Origin of the sequence: Klebsiella sp. 1SOBk10mer (assembly GCF_046602535.1) — a bacterium.
GTDB classification, from domain to species: domain Bacteria; phylum Pseudomonadota; class Gammaproteobacteria; order Enterobacterales; family Enterobacteriaceae; genus Klebsiella; species Klebsiella quasipneumoniae.
Genome location: NZ_JBKIUP010000006.1, coordinates 291,817 through 310,910 on the forward strand (window position 1 = coordinate 291,817; position 19,094 = coordinate 310,910).

16 protein-coding genes are annotated in these 19,094 nt (G+C 58.8%); 14 read left to right on the top strand and 2 right to left on the bottom strand.

Annotation, left to right across the window (positions count from 1 at the left end):
- The first annotated feature begins 14 nt into the window (after positions 1–14).
- The 9 genes from ACLH1I_RS17700 to ACLH1I_RS17740 are packed head-to-tail and all read left to right on the top strand — an operon-like array spanning position 15 to position 9,429.
- Entirely contained in the window at positions 15–941 is a 927-nt protein-coding gene (locus tag ACLH1I_RS17700) for a VOC family protein (protein WP_064178210.1), read from the top strand.
- Complete coding sequence (locus tag ACLH1I_RS17705; protein WP_198079819.1) at positions 938–2,134, top strand: NAD(P)/FAD-dependent oxidoreductase; 1,197 nt, start codon at positions 938–940, stop codon at positions 2,132–2,134. Before ACLH1I_RS17700 ends, ACLH1I_RS17705 begins: the two co-directional genes overlap by 4 nt.
- Positions 2,135–2,160: 26 nt before the next feature.
- Positions 2,161–3,417, top strand: coding sequence for an MFS transporter (locus tag ACLH1I_RS17710; protein ID WP_004205154.1), 1,257 nt, complete (start codon positions 2,161–2,163; stop codon positions 3,415–3,417).
- Positions 3,418–3,427: 10 nt separating this feature from the next.
- Complete coding sequence (locus ACLH1I_RS17715) at positions 3,428–3,958, top strand: cupin domain-containing protein (RefSeq protein ID WP_025999198.1); 531 nt, start codon at positions 3,428–3,430, stop codon at positions 3,956–3,958.
- 9 nt (positions 3,959–3,967) lie between these two features.
- The gene (locus tag ACLH1I_RS17720; protein ID WP_064150872.1) at positions 3,968–4,738 is read left to right on the top strand and encodes an alpha/beta fold hydrolase; all 771 of its coding nucleotides are present in this window, start codon (positions 3,968–3,970) and stop codon (positions 4,736–4,738) included.
- The gene (locus ACLH1I_RS17725; protein WP_017899777.1) at positions 4,722–5,516 is read left to right on the top strand and encodes an SDR family oxidoreductase; all 795 of its coding nucleotides are present in this window, start codon (positions 4,722–4,724) and stop codon (positions 5,514–5,516) included. The genes ACLH1I_RS17720 and ACLH1I_RS17725 overlap by 17 nt, the downstream gene beginning before the upstream one ends.
- Positions 5,517–5,525: 9 nt before the next feature.
- Positions 5,526–6,290, top strand: a complete 765-nt coding sequence (locus ACLH1I_RS17730) for an aspartate dehydrogenase (protein ID WP_017899778.1) — start codon at positions 5,526–5,528, stop codon at positions 6,288–6,290.
- Positions 6,291–6,305: 15 nt separating this feature from the next.
- A complete protein-coding gene (locus ACLH1I_RS17735; RefSeq protein WP_151629003.1) occupies positions 6,306–7,775 on the top strand; it encodes an aldehyde dehydrogenase in 1,470 nt (489 codons plus the stop codon).
- A gap of 13 nt (positions 7,776–7,788) precedes the next feature.
- The gene (locus ACLH1I_RS17740; RefSeq protein WP_060656467.1) at positions 7,789–9,429 is read left to right on the top strand and encodes a thiamine pyrophosphate-binding protein; all 1,641 of its coding nucleotides are present in this window, start codon (positions 7,789–7,791) and stop codon (positions 9,427–9,429) included.
- A 136-nt stretch (positions 9,430–9,565) separates the two neighbouring features.
- Here ACLH1I_RS17740 and ACLH1I_RS17745 read toward each other — a convergent pair whose 3' ends face one another.
- Together ACLH1I_RS17745 and ACLH1I_RS17750 are read right to left on the bottom strand one after the other, a co-directional pair.
- Entirely contained in the window at positions 9,566–10,834 is a 1,269-nt protein-coding gene (locus tag ACLH1I_RS17745) for an OprD family outer membrane porin (protein WP_004205146.1), read from the bottom strand.
- Between the two features lie 377 nt (positions 10,835–11,211).
- Positions 11,212–11,970, bottom strand: a complete 759-nt coding sequence (locus ACLH1I_RS17750; RefSeq protein WP_017899781.1) for a M48 family metallopeptidase — start codon at positions 11,968–11,970, stop codon at positions 11,212–11,214.
- 279 nt (positions 11,971–12,249) lie between these two features.
- On the opposite strand from ACLH1I_RS17750, the gene tkt reads away from it, so the two are divergent.
- The 5 genes from tkt (at position 12,250) to ACLH1I_RS17775 (ending at position 19,084) form a co-directional block, all read left to right on the top strand.
- Positions 12,250–14,241 (top strand): transketolase, encoded by a 1,992-nt coding sequence (gene tkt / locus ACLH1I_RS17755; protein WP_017899782.1) that lies wholly within the window; start codon positions 12,250–12,252, stop codon positions 14,239–14,241.
- Positions 14,242–14,627: 386 nt separating this feature from the next.
- Positions 14,628–15,656, top strand: coding sequence for an erythrose-4-phosphate dehydrogenase (gene epd, locus ACLH1I_RS17760; RefSeq protein ID WP_004205289.1), 1,029 nt, complete (start codon positions 14,628–14,630; stop codon positions 15,654–15,656).
- 39 nt (positions 15,657–15,695) lie between these two features.
- Positions 15,696–16,859, top strand: a complete 1,164-nt coding sequence (pgk, locus tag ACLH1I_RS17765) for a phosphoglycerate kinase (protein ID WP_004205291.1) — start codon at positions 15,696–15,698, stop codon at positions 16,857–16,859.
- A gap of 97 nt (positions 16,860–16,956) precedes the next feature.
- Positions 16,957–18,036 (top strand): class II fructose-bisphosphate aldolase, encoded by a 1,080-nt coding sequence (gene fbaA / locus ACLH1I_RS17770; RefSeq protein ID WP_004205292.1) that lies wholly within the window; start codon positions 16,957–16,959, stop codon positions 18,034–18,036.
- A gap of 190 nt (positions 18,037–18,226) precedes the next feature.
- The gene (locus ACLH1I_RS17775) at positions 18,227–19,084 is read left to right on the top strand and encodes a small-conductance mechanosensitive channel MscS (protein ID WP_017899785.1); all 858 of its coding nucleotides are present in this window, start codon (positions 18,227–18,229) and stop codon (positions 19,082–19,084) included.
- Positions 19,085–19,094 lie beyond the last annotated feature (10 nt).

The following is a 19,094-nucleotide window of genomic DNA, read 5'->3' on the forward strand; positions in this document are numbered from 1 at the left end:
AGAGGCGACGAATAATGAGTATTACCGGAATTGAAAAGCTGGAATTTGGCGTAGACGACCTGAACCACTGTGCCAAATTTATGCGCGATTTTGGCCTGACCGCCGACGCCAGCGGCCGCGCGTTTGCCACCCTTAGCGGCGCGCGGGTCGAACTTAACCCAACCGATGCCGCTGACTTACCGCCAGCTTTTGAGGCGGGCAACACCCTGCGTCGCATGACCTGGGGCGTTGCGGATCGGGCGACGCTGGATGCGCTGCGCCCGAAGCTGGAACGTCAGCCCGGTTTCCGTGAAATCGATGGCGCGCTGGAGTGTCGTGACCCTAACGGTATGACGCTGCGGGTGCAGGTTAGCCAGCAAACAGCGGTGGAACTGAACGTCGAGCCGATTAACCAGTGGGGCGATGTGCGTCGCATCGACACTCCGAGCCCGGTGTACGACCGCGCGCAGCCCATTAATGTCGGCCACGTGGTGTTCTTCGTGGAAGAACTGGCGGCGGTGGAAAGTTTCTATCGCGAAGTACTCGGCTTTCAGGTGTCAGACCGCTACATCAATCGCGCGGTGTTCCTGCGCTGCGGCGTGCGCGGTGGACACCATAACCTCTTCTTATTGCAGTTGCCCAACCGAAAACGCGGGCTAAACCACGTCGCGTTTACCGTACGGGATATTCATGAAGTGATCGGCGGCGGCATTGCGATGAATAAAAACGCGTGGAGTACTTTTATCGGCCCTGGCCGCCATCCGGTCTCCTCGGCCTACTTCTGGTATGTCAACAGCCCGACCGGCGGCGCTTTTGAGTACTACACCAACGATGATTATCTGACGGAAAACTGGCAGCCGCGCGAGCTGGAGCATTCACTCGTGTCCTTTACCGAATGGGCAGTGGAAGGCGGTATCGATCACGATACCCGTCGCCAGCAGAAAAAACCGGAGGCGGTATGACGGCGCGGATTGCCATTATCGGCGGCGGCCAGGCTGGCGGCTGGGCGGCGAAAACGCTGCGTGATGAAGGGTTTAGCGGCGAGATTTGCGTGGTTGCCGAAGAGCAATGGGATTTTTACGAGCGCCCGCCGTTGTCGAAGGCGGCGTTGCTGGAGGCCGAACCGGCGCTGCCGCGGTTATTTAGCGCCGAGGCGCAGCAGGCGCTGAACCTACGCTGGTATCGCCCGCTGCGTGCGGATTCGATCGATCGGCAAAATAAAACCGTGGCGCTGAGCAACGGCGAAACGCTGGCATATGACCAACTGCTGATCGCTACCGGCGGCCGGGCGCGACTGCCGTCCGAGGGCTGGGCGCAGCATCCGCAGGTTTATACCCTGCGCCACTGGCAGGACGCGCAGCGTCTGAAGCAGCGGCTGGCATCGGCAACGCGGCTGGCGATCGTCGGCGGCGGCTGGATTGGCCTCGAAATCGCCGCCTCGGCGCGCAAAAGCGACGTGGCCGTAACCCTTTACGAGCAGCAGCCGGCGCTGTGCATGCGCTCGGTCAGTATGGAGGTCTCGCAGGCGCTGGCGCAACTACATCGCCAGCAGGGCGTTGAGATTCGCGGCGGCTGCGGCGCGCTGGAGCTGGAAGAGGATAACGGCCTGCCGACTCTGCACTGCGACGGCCAGCGGGAAACCTTCGATGCGGTAGTGGTGGGGATCGGCGTCGATCTGAATCTCGAACTGGCGCGCGATGCCGGGCTCACTGTCGATCGCGGGATTGTCGTTAATGCCCAGGGGCGCAGTAACGATCCGGCGATTTTCGCCGCTGGCGATGTCGCTCAGCACCATCAGTACGGCCTGTGCATTCAGTCGTGGGCCTTTGCGCAAAATCAGGCCATCGCAACGGCGAAAGCGATGCTCGATCCGCAGGCCAGCGGCTACGACGAGGCGCCCTGGCTGTGGTCGGATCAATACGATCGCAATATCCAGATCCTCGGGATCCCGCAGGCGGGCAGCCGCACCATTGTGCGTGACGAGCCGCAGGGCGCGATCTACTTCTCCCTGAATGCCGATGGACGCTTAACTCAGCTGGTGGCCTTCAATAATGCACGTATCGTGAAGCTGGCGAAGCGCTGGATGGCGGCGGGAAGGGATCTCTCTAACGTCCCGCTCGCTGACCCGACTTTCTCGCTGATGTCATTGCGATAAGTAACGCGAACCCTTAAGGGGGAGAAATGACCACATTAGAGACCAACGCCGCGCCTGCAGAGGCGAGCGGCGAGGGCGTCCGCACGCCTGAAAAAGCAGTTCGTTGGGCCATTCCGCTGTCCCTGCTGGCCTGCGTGCTGCTGGCTTTTTTCGACAAAATCAGTATCGCCGCGCTGTTTTCCGATAGTCACTTCCAGCAGGCGATGGGCATCGATTTCGACACCACCCGGCTGGGCATTCTGATGAGCGCCTTTTTGCTGAGTTACGGCTTCTCGTCAGTGTTATTAAGCGGCCTTGGCGACCGGATTGCGCCGCTGCGTCTGCTGACTGGAATGATGGTGGTGTGGTGCATCCTGATGGTGATCATGGGTTTCACCCACAACTACGCGCTGATGGTGATGCTACGCGTCCTGTTGGGCATCGCCGAAGGGCCGCTGTTCCCGCTGGCGTTTGCCGTGGTGCGCCACACCTTCCCGCAGCGGCTACAGGCCCGCGCCACCATGCTGTGGCTGCTCGGCACGCCGGTTGGCGCAGCGTTGGGATTCCCGCTGTCAATTTGGCTACTTAATACTTTCGGCTGGCAGAGCACATTTTTCGTGATGGCGATGCTGACGGTACCGGTGCTGATTTTTGTGCGCATCGGGCTGCGCGGCGTGCAACTGGAGGCGAGAGCGAGCAGCGATAAAACCTCGCAGGAAGCGCGCCGCAGCGCGCGTCGCGAGCTCTTTGTGAGTCCGCATTTTTGGATGATCTGCATCTTCAACATCGCCTTTCTCGCCTATCTGTGGGGGATCAACGGCTGGCTGCCGGGCTACCTGATTAAAGGTAAAGGCATTCATCTGGAACACGCCGGCTGGCTGTCGTCGATGCCGTTTATCGCCATGTTGCTAGGCGAAATTATCGGCGCCTGGCTGTCCGACCGCGTCGATAGGCGCGCCGCCGCCTGCTTTATTTCCCTGGCAGGCGCGGGTATTGGCCTGGCGGCAGTGATGCATTTCACCACGCCGCTGCCGGTAATCGCGGCGATGAGCTTTAGCACCTTTATGTGGGGCACCGGCGCGCCGAACATTTTCGCCCTACTGGCTAAAGCGACCCATCCACGGGTCAGCGCCACGGCGGGGGGGATTTTCAACGGGCTGGGAAACTTTGCCGGGGCGCTATCGCCGGCGGTGATGGGCGCGCTTATCGCCTTCACCCATAGCATGGATTCCGGCCTGATTTTTCTGGCAGTGATGGCGGCGGTGGGCTGCGCCCTGTTACTGCCGCTGCTGAGACGTTACTGAGGATAAAACGATGACTGATTCAACCGTAACTGCAAAACAGAGTTTGAAACCTGACCATTTGACGATGGAAGAGTGGGTGGAGTCGCGTATCGCGCGCTTCGAAGGCCGTAAATACGACTGGAATGCGCTGAAATTCCAGGCCGATTTCGACCCCAAATATCGCCGCGCGCAGATGCGCTACATCGGCACCGGCGCCACCGGCGTCGCCAGCGATACCAACACCGTTCCGGCGGAGCACTTCACCTTTTCCACCATGGTGTTGCCGTCCAAATGTGAAGGCCCGCTGCATCTGCATGATGACGTAGAAGAGGTGTTCTTCATGCTCAAAGGGCAGATCACCCTGATGATTCAGGATGGCGACAACTATACCGAAACGGTACTGCGCGAACGCGATCTGATCTCGGTGCCGCCTGGAATTTACCGCGGTTTGTTTAACCACGGCGAAGAGGAGGCGCTGATGTGCGTGATGCTGGGCACGCCGAAACCGCATGTTCCGACTTATCCGGAAGATCATCCGCTGTCAAAAGTGAAGCGTAACTAAGGAGCGATGATGACGGGTTTTCGTGAACAAGGATGCGGGGTACCGCTGACGCTGCTGCACGGCATCAGTTCCGGCGCAGCCTCCTGGCATAAACAGATGGCGCTGCCCGGCTACCGCGTCCTGGCCTGGGATATGCCCGGTTATGGCGAAAGCCCGATGCTTGCGGCGGCGCCGGCGGATGCTGGCGATTACGCTGACGCGCTGGCGCTGATGCTGGACCGTGCCGGGGTAGAACAAACCGTACTGGTCGGCCATTCGCTGGGCGCGTTGGTGGCGGCTGCCTTCGCCGCGAAATATCCGCAGCGGGTGCTTTATCTGGTGCTGGCCGACGTCGCGCAGGGCTACGGTCAGGCGGAGGTCGCACAGCGGGAAAACGTCTGGCTAGGGCGTCAGCAGCAGATAGCGCAAGGCGGCGAGGCGATGGCCCAGGGGCGAGCGGCAAAACTTCTGCGCCCTGGCGCGCGCGAAGCTGATGTGGCGACGGTGGCGGCGGGGATGCGCAGGCTACGCCGCGACGGTTATCTCGCCGCGGCCTGGATGCTGGCTCATGACGACATTCACCGTTGGCTCGCCGACTATCGCGGTCGTCTCTCCGTGTGGTGTGGCGAGCAGGATGCCATTACCCAACCGGAGTTAGTGCAGGGAGTGGCGCTGCGTTACGGCGCTCCTTACATCGCTATCCCGCAGGCTGGGCATGCCTGCTATCTCGATAACGAAATCTTTTTTAATCAACAGCTTTTACGCATAGGGGAAGAGGTGCGCGATGAATGCACAAATTGAAGGACGCGTCGCGGTAGTCACCGGCGGTTCGTCAGGAATCGGCTTTGAAACGCTGCGCCTGTTGCTAGGCGAAGGGGCGAAGGTCGCCTTTTGCGGCCGCAACCCGGATCGTCTGGCCAGCGCCTATGCAGCACTGCAAAACGAATATCCAGAAGGCGAGGTGTTCTCCTGGCGCTGTGACGTACTGAACGAAGCGGAAGTTGAGGCGTTCGCCGCCGCGGTCGCCGCGCGTTTCGGCGGCGTCGATATGCTGATTAATAACGCCGGTCAGGGCTATGTCGCCCACTTCGCCGATACGCCACGCGAGGCCTGGCTGCACGAAGCCGAACTGAAACTGTTCGGCGTGATTAACCCGGTAAAGGCCTTTCAGTCGCTGCTTGAGGCGTCGGATATCGCCTCGATTACCTGTGTGAACTCGCTGCTGGCGTTACAGCCGGAAGAGCACATGATCGCCACCTCTGCCGCCCGCGCCGCGCTGCTCAATATGACGCTGACTCTGTCGAAAGAGCTGGTGGATAAAGGCATTCGAGTGAATTCCATTCTGCTGGGGATGGTGGAGTCCGGGCAGTGGCAGCGCCGTTTTGAGAGCCGAAGCGATAAGAGCCAGAGTTGGCAGCAGTGGACCGCCGATATCGCCCGTAAGCGGGGGATCCCGATGGCGCGTCTCGGTAAGCCGCAGGAGCCAGCGCAAGCGCTGCTATTCCTCGCTTCGCCGCTGGCCTCCTTTACCACCGGCGCGGCGCTGGACGTTTCCGGCGGTTTCTGTCGCCATCTGTAAGGAAAGATGATGAAAAAGGTCATGTTAATTGGCTATGGCGCGATGGCCCAGGCGGTGATTGAACGCCTGCCGCCGCAGGTGAGGGTGGAGTGGATCGTGGCGCGCGAATCGCATCACGCAGCGATCTGCCTGCAGTTTGGTCAAACGGTGACGCCGCTTACCGATCCGCTGCAATGCGGTGGGACGCCGGATCTGGTGCTGGAATGCGCCAGTCAGCAGGCGGTCGCGCAGTACGGCGAAGCGGTGCTGGCGCGCGGCTGGCATCTGGCGGTGATCTCGACCGGTGCGTTGGCGGACAGCGAACTGGAACAGCGTTTACGCCAGGCGGGTGGCAAGCTGACGCTGCTGGCTGGCGCGGTGGCCGGAATAGATGGCCTGGCGGCGGCGAAAGAGGGGGGGCTTGAACGAGTGACCTATCGGTCGCGTAAAAGCCCGGCCAGTTGGCGCGGTAGCTATGCTGAACAGCTTATCGACCTCAGCGCGGTCAATGAAGCGCAGATTTTCTTTGAGGGCAGCGCCCGCGAGGCGGCGCGGTTATTCCCTGCGAATGCCAACGTGGCGGCAACCATCGCGCTGGGCGGTATCGGCCTTGACGCGACCCGGGTACAGCTGATGGTCGATCCGGCTACGCAACGCAACACCCATACGCTACACGCCGAAGGATTGTTCGGCGAGTTTCACCTGGAGCTGAGCGGCCTGCCGCTCGCCAGCAATCCGAAAACATCGACCCTCGCGGCACTGAGCGCGGTACGCGCCTGCCGTGAACTGGCATAACGCAGAGAGGCTGAGATGGACGAATTAGACATTTTTATCGGCGGCCAGTGGCGTCGCGGCGGCGGCAATTTGATGCACAGCCAGTTTCCGGCGGATGGCGCTATTAACGCGGCGCTGCATGCGGCAAGCCTCGATGATCTGCAGGAGGCGATCGACTGTGCCGACCGCGCCTGGCGGGAGCCAACGTGGCGGGCGATGCTGCCGCATCAGCGGGCGAAGATCCTGCATAAGGTCGCGGAACTGATAGAGGTGCAACTTGATGAGTTAAGCCAAAAGCAGAGCCGCGATAACGGTAAGCCGCTGGCGGAGGCGCGGGGACTGGTGATGAGCGCGGCGGGGACGGTGCGCTATTTTGCCGCCGCCTGTGAACTGCTGGAGGGCGAGCTGCCGACGCCGCGGCAGGCGGATCTATTGACCCTGAGCCGCTATGAGCCGCTGGGCGTGGTGGCGGCGATCACCCCGTGGAACTCGCCGATCGCCAGCGAAATGCAGAAGGTGGCCCCGGCGATCGCCGCCGGAAATGCGGTGATCCTCAAACCGGCGGAAGCCACGCCGCTGATGGCGCTGGAGCTGGCGAAGATCTTTGAGCAGGCCGGTTTACCCGCCGGACTGCTGAGCGTGCTGCCGGGTAAAGGATCGATTATCGGCGATGCGCTGGCCCGCCATCCTAAGGTGCGCAAAATTTCCTTTACCGGCGGCACCACCACCGGACGTCACCTGGCGCATGTGGCGGCGGAAAAACTGATCCCGGCGTCGCTGGAGCTGGGCGGCAAATCACCGACCATCGTGCTGGAAGATGCCGATATCGAACAGGCGGCGCGGGGCATCTGCTACGGCATTTTCAGCTCCGGCGGCCAGGCCTGTATTGCCGGCTCGCGGCTGTTTGTTCATGACAGAGTGTACCCGCAATTAATGGCCCGCCTGCTGGAGTTAACCCAAGGGCTGCGGGTTGGTCACCCGTTCAACGCTGGCACCCACGTCGGGCCGCTGATCAACGATAAACACCGCCAGAGCGTGCAGGAGTACGTCGAGCTGGCGAAACGCGAAGGCGGCAGGGTGCTATGCGGCGGCGAGATCCCGGCGGATCCGGCACTGGCGGCAGGCAGCTATTTCCTGCCGACCATCATTGAAGGGCTGAACAATCAGGCCCGCGTTTGCCAGGAAGAGATCTTCGGGCCGGTACTGGTGGCGATGCGTTTTCGCGATGAAGCGGCGTTAATCCGTGAGGCCAATGATTCGGTCTTTGGGCTGGCGGCGGGGATCTGGACGCGCGATACCGGCCGCGCGCTGCGTCTGAGCGAGCAGCTGGAAGCCGGTACGGTGTGGATCAACACCTACAAAGTTTTCTCCATTTCGACCCCGTTTGGGGGCTTTAAAGAGAGCGGTCTGGGCCGCGAAAAAGGGATCCAGGGGCTGAAGGCCTGGATGCAGCAAAAGAGCATTTATCTGGCGACGGGTAATAGCGTCAACCACTGGTGCGACTGAGAAAGGGTGAGCAATGAGCGAAATGATAACCGTCGGCGATGCCATCGCCAGAACGCTGGAGCAGTATCACGTTGAAGCCATTTATGGCGTCATTTCTATCCATAACCTGCCGATCGCCGATGCCGTCGGCCAGCGGGAAAAAATCCGCTTTGTTCCGGCGCGAGGTGAAGCGGGCTCGGTGACCATGGCTGACGCCCACGGCCGTTTTTCAGGGCTCGGCGTGGCGCTGACCAGTACCGGCGCGGGGGCGGGTAATGCGGTCGGCGCGCTGGTTGAGGCGATGAACGCCGGTACGCCGCTGCTGCACCTGACCGGACAGGTCGAAAAAGCCTGGCTGGACGCCGACACCGGTTTTATTCACGAAACCCGCGATCAGTTGACCTTTCTGAAAGCCAGTTCGAAGCGCGCTTACCGCATTAGCAACGCCAACCAGGCGGTGGCTATCCTGCATAAGGCGATTCAGGAGGCGCAGACGCCGCCGTGCGGCCCGGTCTCGGTGGAGATCCCAATCGACATTCAGAGCGCCAAAATACCGCTTTCACTGCTGACCGCGCCGCTGAAACGCGCTCCGGCGGTTGAGCCGGAACCGGCGATGGTCGATGCGCTGTGGGCGCAGCTTAAGCAGGCGAAGCGGCCCTTGCTGTGGCTTGGCGGCGGCGCGTTAGAGAGCGGCGAGGCAGTGAAGACGCTGGCGGATGCCGGGGTGACGGTGATCTCCAGCACCCACGGCCGCGGCATTCTGGCAGACAGCCATCGCGCCAGCCTGCGCGCGTTTCATAATTCTCCCTCGGTTGAAGCGCTGATTTCACAATGTGATTTCACACTTGTGGCCGGTTCCCGGCTGCGCAGCAACGAAACGCGCTCGTGGACGCTGGCGCTGCCCACGCCGAGGGTGCAGATTGATATCGACCCGGCGGCGGCCAGCCGTAACTACCTGATGGACAACACGCTGGTGGCGGACTGCCGCGCTTTATTAGACGCGCTGGCGAAGCGGGTACAGGGCCGGATGTGGGGCGATGCGCATTGGGATAGCCAACTTAAAGAGGCGGTAGAGGCGGCGGAGCAGGGGCTGCGCGACCAGTGCGGCGCTTACGCTAAATTGAATGACGCGATTGCGCAGGCGCTGCCCGATGACGGCATTCTGGTGCGCGATATTACCGTTTCCGGCAGCCTGTGGGGCAGCCGTCTGTTCCGCGCTCACGGTCCGCTGATGAATATCCATTCTCTGGCCGGAGCCATCGGTATGGGGCTGCCGATGGCGGTGGGCACCGCGATTGCCAATCCGCAACGGAAAGTGGTCGGCCTGGTCGGCGACGGTGGCCTGAGCCTCAACCTTGGCGAACTGGCGACCCTGGCGCAGGAGAAGGCCAACGTGACGCTGTTGATTATGAACGACGGCGGCTACGGCGTGATGCGCGGTATTCAGGATAAGTACTTTGGCGGTCGCCAGTATTACAACGAGCTGCACACGCCGGACTTTACCCTGCTGGCGCAGGCGATGGGTCTGCAGGCGTGGAGCGTGGATCGGGCTGAGGATTTTCAGGCGGTGATGACCGAGGCGCTGGCGATGCCGGGGCCATCGGTGGTGGAAGTGAAGATGGGCCAGATTGGCGCGCTGCGCTTTGCCGGTCCGCCGCAGAAGACGCTGTATTAATGATAACCCAGTGACCCCAACCCTCTCCCTTCCGGGGAGAGGGTACCGTACGGCACAGGGGGTTAATCAAGGCGCCGGACGGTTGCTCCTGCGCGCCGGGAGAGGGCCGACCCGCAGGAGAGGGTTCATGACGTGCTTAAAACACGTTAAACGGATATTCGACGTAGAACCGCACTTCATTGCCGCTGACGTTATAGTCGCTGGCGTTGCTGGAAACCCGCAGTACCGAATACCGGAGTCTGAATTTCAAATCTTTCGCCGCCCCGTTTTGCACCTGGTATTGAACCTGATTGAACCATTCGTGTTCTTTGCCGTTGCTGGTCTCTGACGTTTTAATGTTATCCCCGCGCACGTAGGCGGTGGTCCAGGTCAGCCCCGGTAGCCCCAGCCCGGCAAAATCCAGTCCGTACGATGCCTGCCAGGAACGTTCATCTTCCCCGTTAAAATCAGACCAGTAGGAGTTGGCCAGCCAGATGGTGTTCCCGCCATCGCCGACGCCGCCCTGGTTCTGGTAGCCGCCATAGTGGTAGCCGGTGCTGCCGCTGCTTTGCTGGTAAGCGACTTTAAAGGTATGAATATCCCAGATATAGCTGGCGGCCAGACTCCAGATGTTGTTACTGCGTCCGGTGTCATTGGCATCGGCATATTCTTGATCCAGACGTGAGTGATAGCCGTTGAAATCGAGAATCAGCTGCTGGCTGGCGGCGAACGGCTGCTTAAAGTTGAGGCCAAGATACTGTTTGTTCAGCACGTCCTCGACATGCGACGCGTACAGCGCGCCGCTGAGCTGGTCGTTGAACCGGTAGCTTGCCCCGCCGAAGGTGAGGCTTTTCAGACCGCTGTTGTGGCTGTCGTCACTTTTACGCTGCTGATCGGTCAGGTAGCCGGCGTTAATGTCCAGACCGTCGATTTCGCGTGAGGTCAGCATGGTGCCGGTATAGCTCTCGTAGAGCAGGCGCGAGTCGTCGGCGTAGACGATGGGCAGCATTGGGCGCTGGCTGCCGTAGCTGAGCACGGTATTCGAAAAGCGCATTTTGCCGGTGGCGCCGAATTTCGCGAGGTCGGATTTTGCCCGGCCGTCGTCATCCTGGGCGAAAAAGTCGATGCCGCCCGCGCCGCTACGGCCGCGGCCGCCGTCGAGGCGCACGGCGTACTGCGCAATGCCGTCAACGCCGAAGCCGACCGGCCCCTGGGTAAAGCCGGATGCGAAGGTGGCGATAATTCCCTGGCCCCATTCGGCTTTATCCGGCAGCCCATCGCGATAATCGCGTTTGATATAAGCGTTACGTAAAAAGAGATCCAGATGACTGTCGTCAATAAAGCCCTGGCTGGTCGATTGTTGGCTGGCGAAAGCCGGTGCGGCGGCAATAATGCCAAGTGCGATGAATGGTAATTCTTTTTTCACTGAGGGCACTTCTCTGTCTGTCGATATATTCAAGGGAATCACTGCAATCGCGATATTCTCCTGAAATAATGTCGAAAGCAATCATTGTGTGAGCAATGGTATCGGCAGGAAACAAGCGGTGTGGCGCGCGCTGGCTGCGTTTGGCGAAGAGGGGTGGACTATTTAATATTTGGTCGAACCCGGTTCTGAAAGGCGGATTGCGTACGCCGTTTTTCATTTGCCAAATAATATATTGCTGAGTAACAGCATATAAAATAATTGGCTGCGACGAGGTGCAATCATAATTAACGGTTTGTGCGCTTAAGTTATCAATTGATGCGGCTAAATATTTTTACTGGTAGATAAAAAAGGGAGGCAGACATGCCTCCCGCTGGCGGTTATTTAATCCCGTCGGCCTTCATGCGATCGCGAATATGCTGCGCGCGGGCTTCCGATGCCGGGTGATCGTCAAACATGGAGCTCTGACGGCCGGCTTCCAGCTTGGCCAGTTTTTCGAAGCTGGTGGCCAGTCCCGACGGATTGATGCCGCGCTTACGCAGCAGGTCGTAAGAGTAGTCGTCCGCTTCTGATTCCTGGCGCTGGGAGAACTGCGAGTTCACCAGTTTTTCACCCAGATCGCCGAGCTGCGACTGGGACAGGCTGCCGACGATGCCGCCGGCGGAGGCCGCCGCCGCGCGCACGGCGTTGGTGCCCAGGGCAACCTGCATCCCTTTCTTCACGTGGCCCAGCGCGACGTGGCCCATTTCGTGGCCGATCACCGCCTCGACTTCATTATCGTTCATCAGATCCATCAGCCCGCTGTAGACGCGGATGCAGCCGTTGGCCATGGCGAAGGCGTTGACATCCTTGGTCTCATAGACCTTGTAGTTCACGGGCTGACCATTGATGTTATCGCCCAGCGCAGCCGCGATTTTGTTCAGCCGCTGGCTGTATTCACTGCTGGCCGGGGCGATTTTCGCTTTGGCGTCCATCTCTTTACAGGCCTGGTCGCTTAAGGTTTTCACCTGCGCGTCGCTGAGGGAGTATGCCTGGAAGGCTTCGGCCCCTGAGCTGAGCAGACCGTTGGAGTCCATGTTCTGACATCCGGTGAGCGTTGCTGCGATCCCAAGAGCAAGTACGGTTGAGCGAATTTTCATTTTTTATCTTCCACAATCTTATGGTTGTTTATCCGACAATACGGCGACGGCAGGGAACCGTATTCTGCGTAAATTATAAAGAGTATCGCAGGATACGGGCGAGCGGATTCCGGCGTAGCACAACCTGTTCCAGAGATTTCTTAAAGGGCAAAAGGATGCTCCATGTACATGACTTGTCGCTTGGGTTACATTGTTCACACTTTTTTCCGGCGTAGCCCAAAACGCGCTCTCGTCAAGTCGTTAAGGGCATGGCCTTCAACAGTCCGAACTGGAGTCAAAATGTCCTCACGTAAAGAGCTTGCTAACGCTATTCGTGCGCTGAGCATGGACGCTGTACAGAAAGCCAAATCCGGCCACCCGGGTGCCCCGATGGGTATGGCTGACATTGCCGAAGTGCTGTGGCGTGATTTCCTGAACCATAACCCGAACAATCCGGCCTGGGCTGACCGTGACCGTTTTGTACTGTCCAATGGCCATGGTTCGATGCTGATTTACAGCCTGCTGCACCTCACTGGCTACGATCTGCCGATTGAAGAGCTGAAAAACTTCCGCCAGCTGCACTCTAAAACGCCGGGCCACCCGGAAGTCGGCTACACCGCGGGCGTGGAAACCACTACCGGTCCGCTGGGCCAGGGTATCGCTAACGCGGTCGGGATGGCTATCGCCGAGAAAACTCTGGCGGCGCAGTTCAACCGTCCGGGGCACGACATCGTCGACCACTACACCTACGCTTTCATGGGCGATGGCTGCATGATGGAAGGCATTTCTCACGAAGTGTGCTCCCTGGCCGGTACCCTGAAGCTGGGCAAACTGGTGGCCTTCTATGATGACAACGGCATCTCCATCGACGGCCACGTTGAAGGCTGGTTCACCGACGATACCGCCAAACGCTTTGAAGCCTACGGCTGGCACGTGGTGCGCGGCGTTGACGGTCACGACGCTGACGCCATCAAACGCGCGGTAGAAGAAGCGCGCGCGGTTACCGACAAACCGTCCCTGCTGATGTGCAAAACCATCATCGGTTTCGGTTCGCCGAACAAAGCCGGTACCCACGACTCCCACGGCGCGCCGCTGGGCGACGCCGAAATCGCCCTGACCCGCGAAGCGCTGGGCTGGAAACACGCGCCGTTTGACATCCCGTCTGACATCTATGCGCAGTGGGATGCCAAAGAAGCTGGCCAGGCGAAAGAAGCGGCCTGGAATGAGAAGTTCGCTGCCTACGCCAAAGCTTTCCCGCAGGAAGCCGCCGAATTCACCCGTCGTATGAAAGGCGAGATGCCGTCTGACTTCGACGCGAAAGCCAACGAGTTCATCGCGAAGCTGCAGGCCAACCCGGCGAAAATCGCCAGCCGTAAAGCCTCTCAGAACGCCATCGAAGCGTTCGGTCCGCTGCTGCCGGAATTCCTCGGTGGCTCCGCTGACCTGGCGCCGTCCAACCTGACCCTGTGGTCTGGTTCTAAGCCGATCAACGAAGATACTGCCGGTAACTACATTCACTACGGCGTGCGTGAGTTCGGTATGACCGCTATCGCCAACGGTATCGCGCTGCACGGCGGTTTCCTGCCGTACACCTCCACCTTCCTGATGTTCGTGGAATATGCGCGTAACGCGGTACGTATGGCGGCGCTGATGAAGCAGCGTCAGGTGATGGTCTACACCCATGACTCCATCGGTCTGGGCGAAGATGGCCCGACTCACCAGCCGGTAGAGCAGGTGGCTTCCCTGCGCGTGACCCCGAACATGTCCACCTGGCGTCCGTGTGACCAGGTGGAATCCGCGATTGCGTGGAAATATGGCGTTGAGCGTCAGGACGGCCCGACCGCGCTGATCCTGTCCCGTCAGAACCTGGCGCAGCAGGAGCGTACCGCAGAGCAGCTGGCGAACGTGGCCCGCGGCGGTTACGTGCTGAAAGATTGCGCCGGCCAGCCGGAGCTGATCTTCATCGCCACCGGTTCGGAAGTTGAGCTGGCGGTTGCCGCGTGGGACAAACTGACCGCCGAAGGCGTGAAGGCGCGCGTGGTCTCCATGCCGTCCACCGACGCGTTCGACAAGCAGGATGCGGCTTATCGTGAATCCGTACTGCCGAAAGCCGTGACCGCGCGCGTTGCTGTGGAAGCGGGTATCGCTGACTACTGGTTCAAATATGTTGGCCTGAACGGCGCTATCGTTGGCATGACCACCTTCGGTGAGTCTGCGCCGGCTGAGCAGCTGTTCGAAGAGTTCGGCTTCACCGTCGACAATGTGGTCGCTAAAGCGAAAGCGCTGCTGTAATCGCTGGTACGGTGCGGGCTAATGCCCTCACCCCAACCCTCTCCCACAGGAGAGGGGGCAAGCACCAAAAACGGTAACCCAAGGGTTACCGTTTTTGCTTTTACCTCGTCACCCGGCTTTTTTGTATCTGCTATTCCTGAACCATGTAATACGGTTGTAAATTATTCCAGCAAAAATGTGATGTGAGTCATATAGCTGGTTTATTGCGCTGGACAAACATTCCTTTTATTCCTCGTTTGGCTTATTCTAGCTGAAGCGTTTCAGTCGTTTAAATGTTCGACAATTAATCAATCAGTCGCAGTTTGCAGCTGGTAAGGTTTCCCTCAGAGCGTAGCTGGATTACTCTGTCAGCCACCTCATCACAGGGACAGCCTTGCAGGAGATCTATGACCATTCGCATCGCGATTAATGGCTTCGGTCGTATTGGACGCAATGTGGTTCGTGCGCTATATGAATCCGGGCGCCGTGCGGAAATCACCGTGGTGGCAATCAATGAGCTGGCGGATGCTGCGGGCATCGCGCATTTGTTGAAATATGACACCAGCCATGGCCGTTTCGCCTGGGATGTTCGTCAGGAGCGCGAGCAGCTGTTTGTTGGCGATGATGCCATCCGTCTGCTGCACGAGCCGACCATTGCGGCGCTGCCTTGGCGCGAGCTGGCGGTAGACGTGGTGCTCGACTGCACCGGCGTTTACGGAAGCCGTGAGCACGGTGAGGCGCACCTGCAGGCGGGGGCGAAGAAAGTGCTCTTCTCCCATCCCGGCGGCAACGACCTCGACGCGACGGTGGTGTACGGCGTCAATCAGGATGAACTCCGCGCCGAGCACCGTATTGTCTCCAACGCCTCCTGTACCACCAACTGCATTATTCCGATCATTAAACTGTTAGATGATGCCTATGGCATCGAGTCCGGCACCGTCACCACCATTCACTCGGCGATGCATGACCAGCAGGTGATTGACGCCTATCATCCGGATCTCCGGCGTACCCGCGCGGCCAGCCAGTCGATCATTCCGGTGGATACCAAACTGGCGGCAGGGATAACCCGTATTTTCCCGCAGTTTAACGACCGTTTTGAAGCGATTGCCGTGCGGGTGCCGACGATAAACGTGACGGCAATTGACCTGAGCGTGACGGTTAAAAAACCGGTAAAAGCATGTGAAGTCAACCAGTTGCTGCAAAAAGCAGCACAAGGTGCATTTCATGGTATAGTTGACTATACGGAATTACCGTTGGTCTCGACAGATTTTAACCACGATCCGCACAGTGCTATTGTTGATGGCACGCAAACCCGGGTCAGTGGCGCGCATCTGATCAAAACGCTGGTCTGGTGCGATAACGAATGGGGCTTTGCTAACCGAATGCTCGACACGACGTTAGCGATGGCGGCTATTGGTTTCAGGTTCGACGCGTAAACGTCGACAAAACTTTATGAATCAACGAGAGGATTCACCATGTCTGTAATTAAGATGACCGATCTGGATCTGGCTGGTAAACGCGTTTTTATCCGTGCGGATCTGAACGTACCAGTTAAAGACGGGAAAGTAACCAGCGACGCGCGTATCCGTGCATCTCTGCCGACCATCGAACTGGCGCTGAAGCAGGGCGCGAAAGTGATGGTAACCTCCCACCTGGGTCGTCCGACCGAAGGCGAGTACAACGAAGAATTCTCTCTGCTGCCGGTTGTTAATTACCTGAAAGACAAACTGTCCAACCCGGTACGTCTGGTTAAAGACTACCTGGACGGCGTTGAAGTGGCTGCCGGCGAGCTGGTGGTGCTGGAAAACGTTCGCTTTAACAAAGGCGAGAAAAAAGACGACGAAGCGCTGTCTAAAAAATACGCCGCGCTGTGCGACGTGTTCGTGATGGACGCCTTCGGTACCGCGCACCGCGCGCAGGCTTCCACCCACGGTATCGGCAAATTTGCTGACGTGGCGTGCGCAGGCCCGCTGCTGGCCGCTGAACTGGATGCGCTGGGTAAAGCGCTGAAAGAGCCGGCTCGTCCGATGGTCGCTATCGTCGGTGGTTCTAAAGTATCCACTAAGCTGACCGTGCTGGATTCCCTGTCTAAAATCGCTGACCAGCTGATCGTCGGCGGCGGTATCGCTAACACCTTCGTTGCCGCCCAGGGCCACAACGTCGGCAAATCCCTGTACGAAGCGGACCTGGTTGATGAAGCCAAGCGCCTGCTGAGCACCTGCGATATCCCGGTTCCGACTGACGTTCGCGTCGCGACCGAGTTCTCCGAAACCGCAACGGCGACTCTGAAATCTGTTAACGACATCAAAGATGATGAGCAGATTCTGGACCTTGGCGACGTTTCCGCACAGAAACTGGCTGAAATTCTGAAGAACGCCAAAACCATTCTGTGGAACGGCCCGGTTGGCGTATTCGAATTCCCGAACTTCCGTAAAGGGACTGAAATCGTGGCTAACGCTATCGCGGACAGCGAAGGTTTCTCCATCGCCGGCGGCGGTGACACCCTGGCAGCGATCGACCTGTTCGGTATCGCTGACAAAATTTCCTACATCTCCACTGGCGGCGGCGCGTTCCTTGAATTCGTCGAAGGCAAAGTCCTGCCGGCAGTAGCGATGCTCGAAGAGCGCGCTAAGCAGTAATTCAGTTCAGGCGGGGAAACCCGCCTGTTTTTCAGCGCGCTTAAGGGCTCGCGAACCTTCTTCAACGGTCGAAGATACAGATACAGGACTAAGTAACATGTCTAAAATTTTTGATTTCGTAAAACCGGGCGTCATCACTGGCGACGACGTTCAGAAAGTGTTCCAGGTAGCGAAAGAAAACAACTTTGCACTGCCGGCGGTAAACTGCGTAGGGACTGACTCCATCAACGCCGTTCTGGAAGCTGCTGCGAAAGTACGCTCTCCGGTTATCGTTCAGTTCTCTAACGGCGGCGCAGCGTTCATCGCAGGTAAAGGCGTGAAAACTGACGTTCCTCAGGGTGCTGCTATCCTCGGCGCTATCTCTGGCGCGCACCACGTGCACCAGATGGCTGAGCACTACGGCGTGCCGGTTATCCTGCACACTGACCACTGCGCGAAGAAACTGCTGCCGTGGATCGACGGCCTGCTGGACGCGGGTGAAAAACACTTCGCCGCTACCGGCAAACCGCTGTTCTCTTCTCACATGATCGACCTGTCTGAAGAGTCCCTGCACGAAAACATCGAAATCTGCTCTAAATACCTGGCGCGCATGGCCAAAATGGACATGACCCTGGAAATCGAACTGGGTTGCACCGGTGGCGAAGAAGACGGCGTGGACAACAGCCACATGGACGCTTCCGCCCTGTACACCCAGCCGGAAGACGTGGATTACGCTTACACCGAGCTGAGCAAAATCAGCCCGCGCTTCACCATCGCCGCTTCCTTCGGTAACGTACACGGCGTGTACAAACCGGGTAACGTCGTTCTGACCCCGACTATCCTGCGCGATTCTCAGGAATATGTTTCCAAGAAACACAACCTGCCGCACAACAGCCTGAACTTCGTCTTCCACGGCGGTTCCGGTTCTTCCGCTCAGGAAATCAAAGACTCCGTCAGCTACGGCGTAGTGAAAATGAACATCGATACCGACACCCAGTGGGCAACCTGGGACGGTATCCTGCAGTACTACAAAGCGAACGAAGCTTACCTGCAGGGCCAGCTGGGCAACCCGAAAGGCGAAGACCAGCCGAACAAGAAATACTACGACCCGCGCGTATGGCTGCGTGCTGCACAGACTTCCATGGTGACTCGTCTGGAGCAGGCATTTAAAGAGCTGAACGCGATCGACGTTCTGTAAGAAAAATCTGTTTCTTACCCCGAAGCCCGCAGCAATGCGGGCTTTTTTATTAACTTAACAACAGGATAGCTCAGCAGAAAACTGTGATCCATTTGGCAAAACGTGCACTTATTGTTTACCCTATAACCTGACTGCCCTGTCGCAGGCTGAGTTATTTACTTCCCCCTGGGGGATTCATAAGGAATGTTAAATGGAAGATTTGAACGTTGTCGATAGCATCAACCACGCCGGGACGTGGCTGGCACGCAACCAGGAGCTGCTGCTGAGCTATGCCGTCAACATCGTCGCGGCTATCGCTATCCTGATCGTCGGGATGATCGTGGCGCGCGTCGTCTCTAATACCGTCAACCGCCTGATGCTGGCGCGTAAAATTGACGCCACCGTTGCCGATTTCCTCTCCGCGCTGGTGCGCTATGCGGTTATCGCCTTTACGCTGATTGCCGCCCTGGGACGCGTGGGCGTGCAGACCGCCTCGGTCATTGCGGTGCTGGGCGCCGCGGGTTTAGCCGTCGGTCTGGCGCTGCAGGGATCACTGTCTAACCTCGCGGCTGGCGTACTGCTGGTGATGTTCCGCCCTTTCCGCGCCGGCGAGTATGTCGACCTTGGTGGTGTAGCGGGTACGGTGCTTAACGTACAGATTTTCTCCACTACCCTGCGTACCGCCGACGGTAAAGTGGTGGTGGTGCCGAACGGCAAAATCATCGCCGGCAACATCATTAACTTCTCCCGTGAACCGGCGCGCCGCAATGAGTTTATTATCGGCGTCTCTTACGATGCCGATATCGACAAGGTGAAGCAGCTCCTGACCTCGATTATCGAATCTGACGATCGTATTCTGCGCGATCGGGAAATGACGGTTCGCCTGAACGAACTCGGCGCCTCGTCGGTGAACTTTGTGGTGCGCGTATGGAGCAAAAGCAGCGATCTGCAAAACGTCTACTGGGATATCCTCGAGCGCATCAAGCGTGAATTTGACGCCAACGGCATCAGCTTCCCTTATCCGCAGATGGATGTTCATGTGGTGCGTCTGCCGGAAAAAGCCGAGTAAACCGCCACTC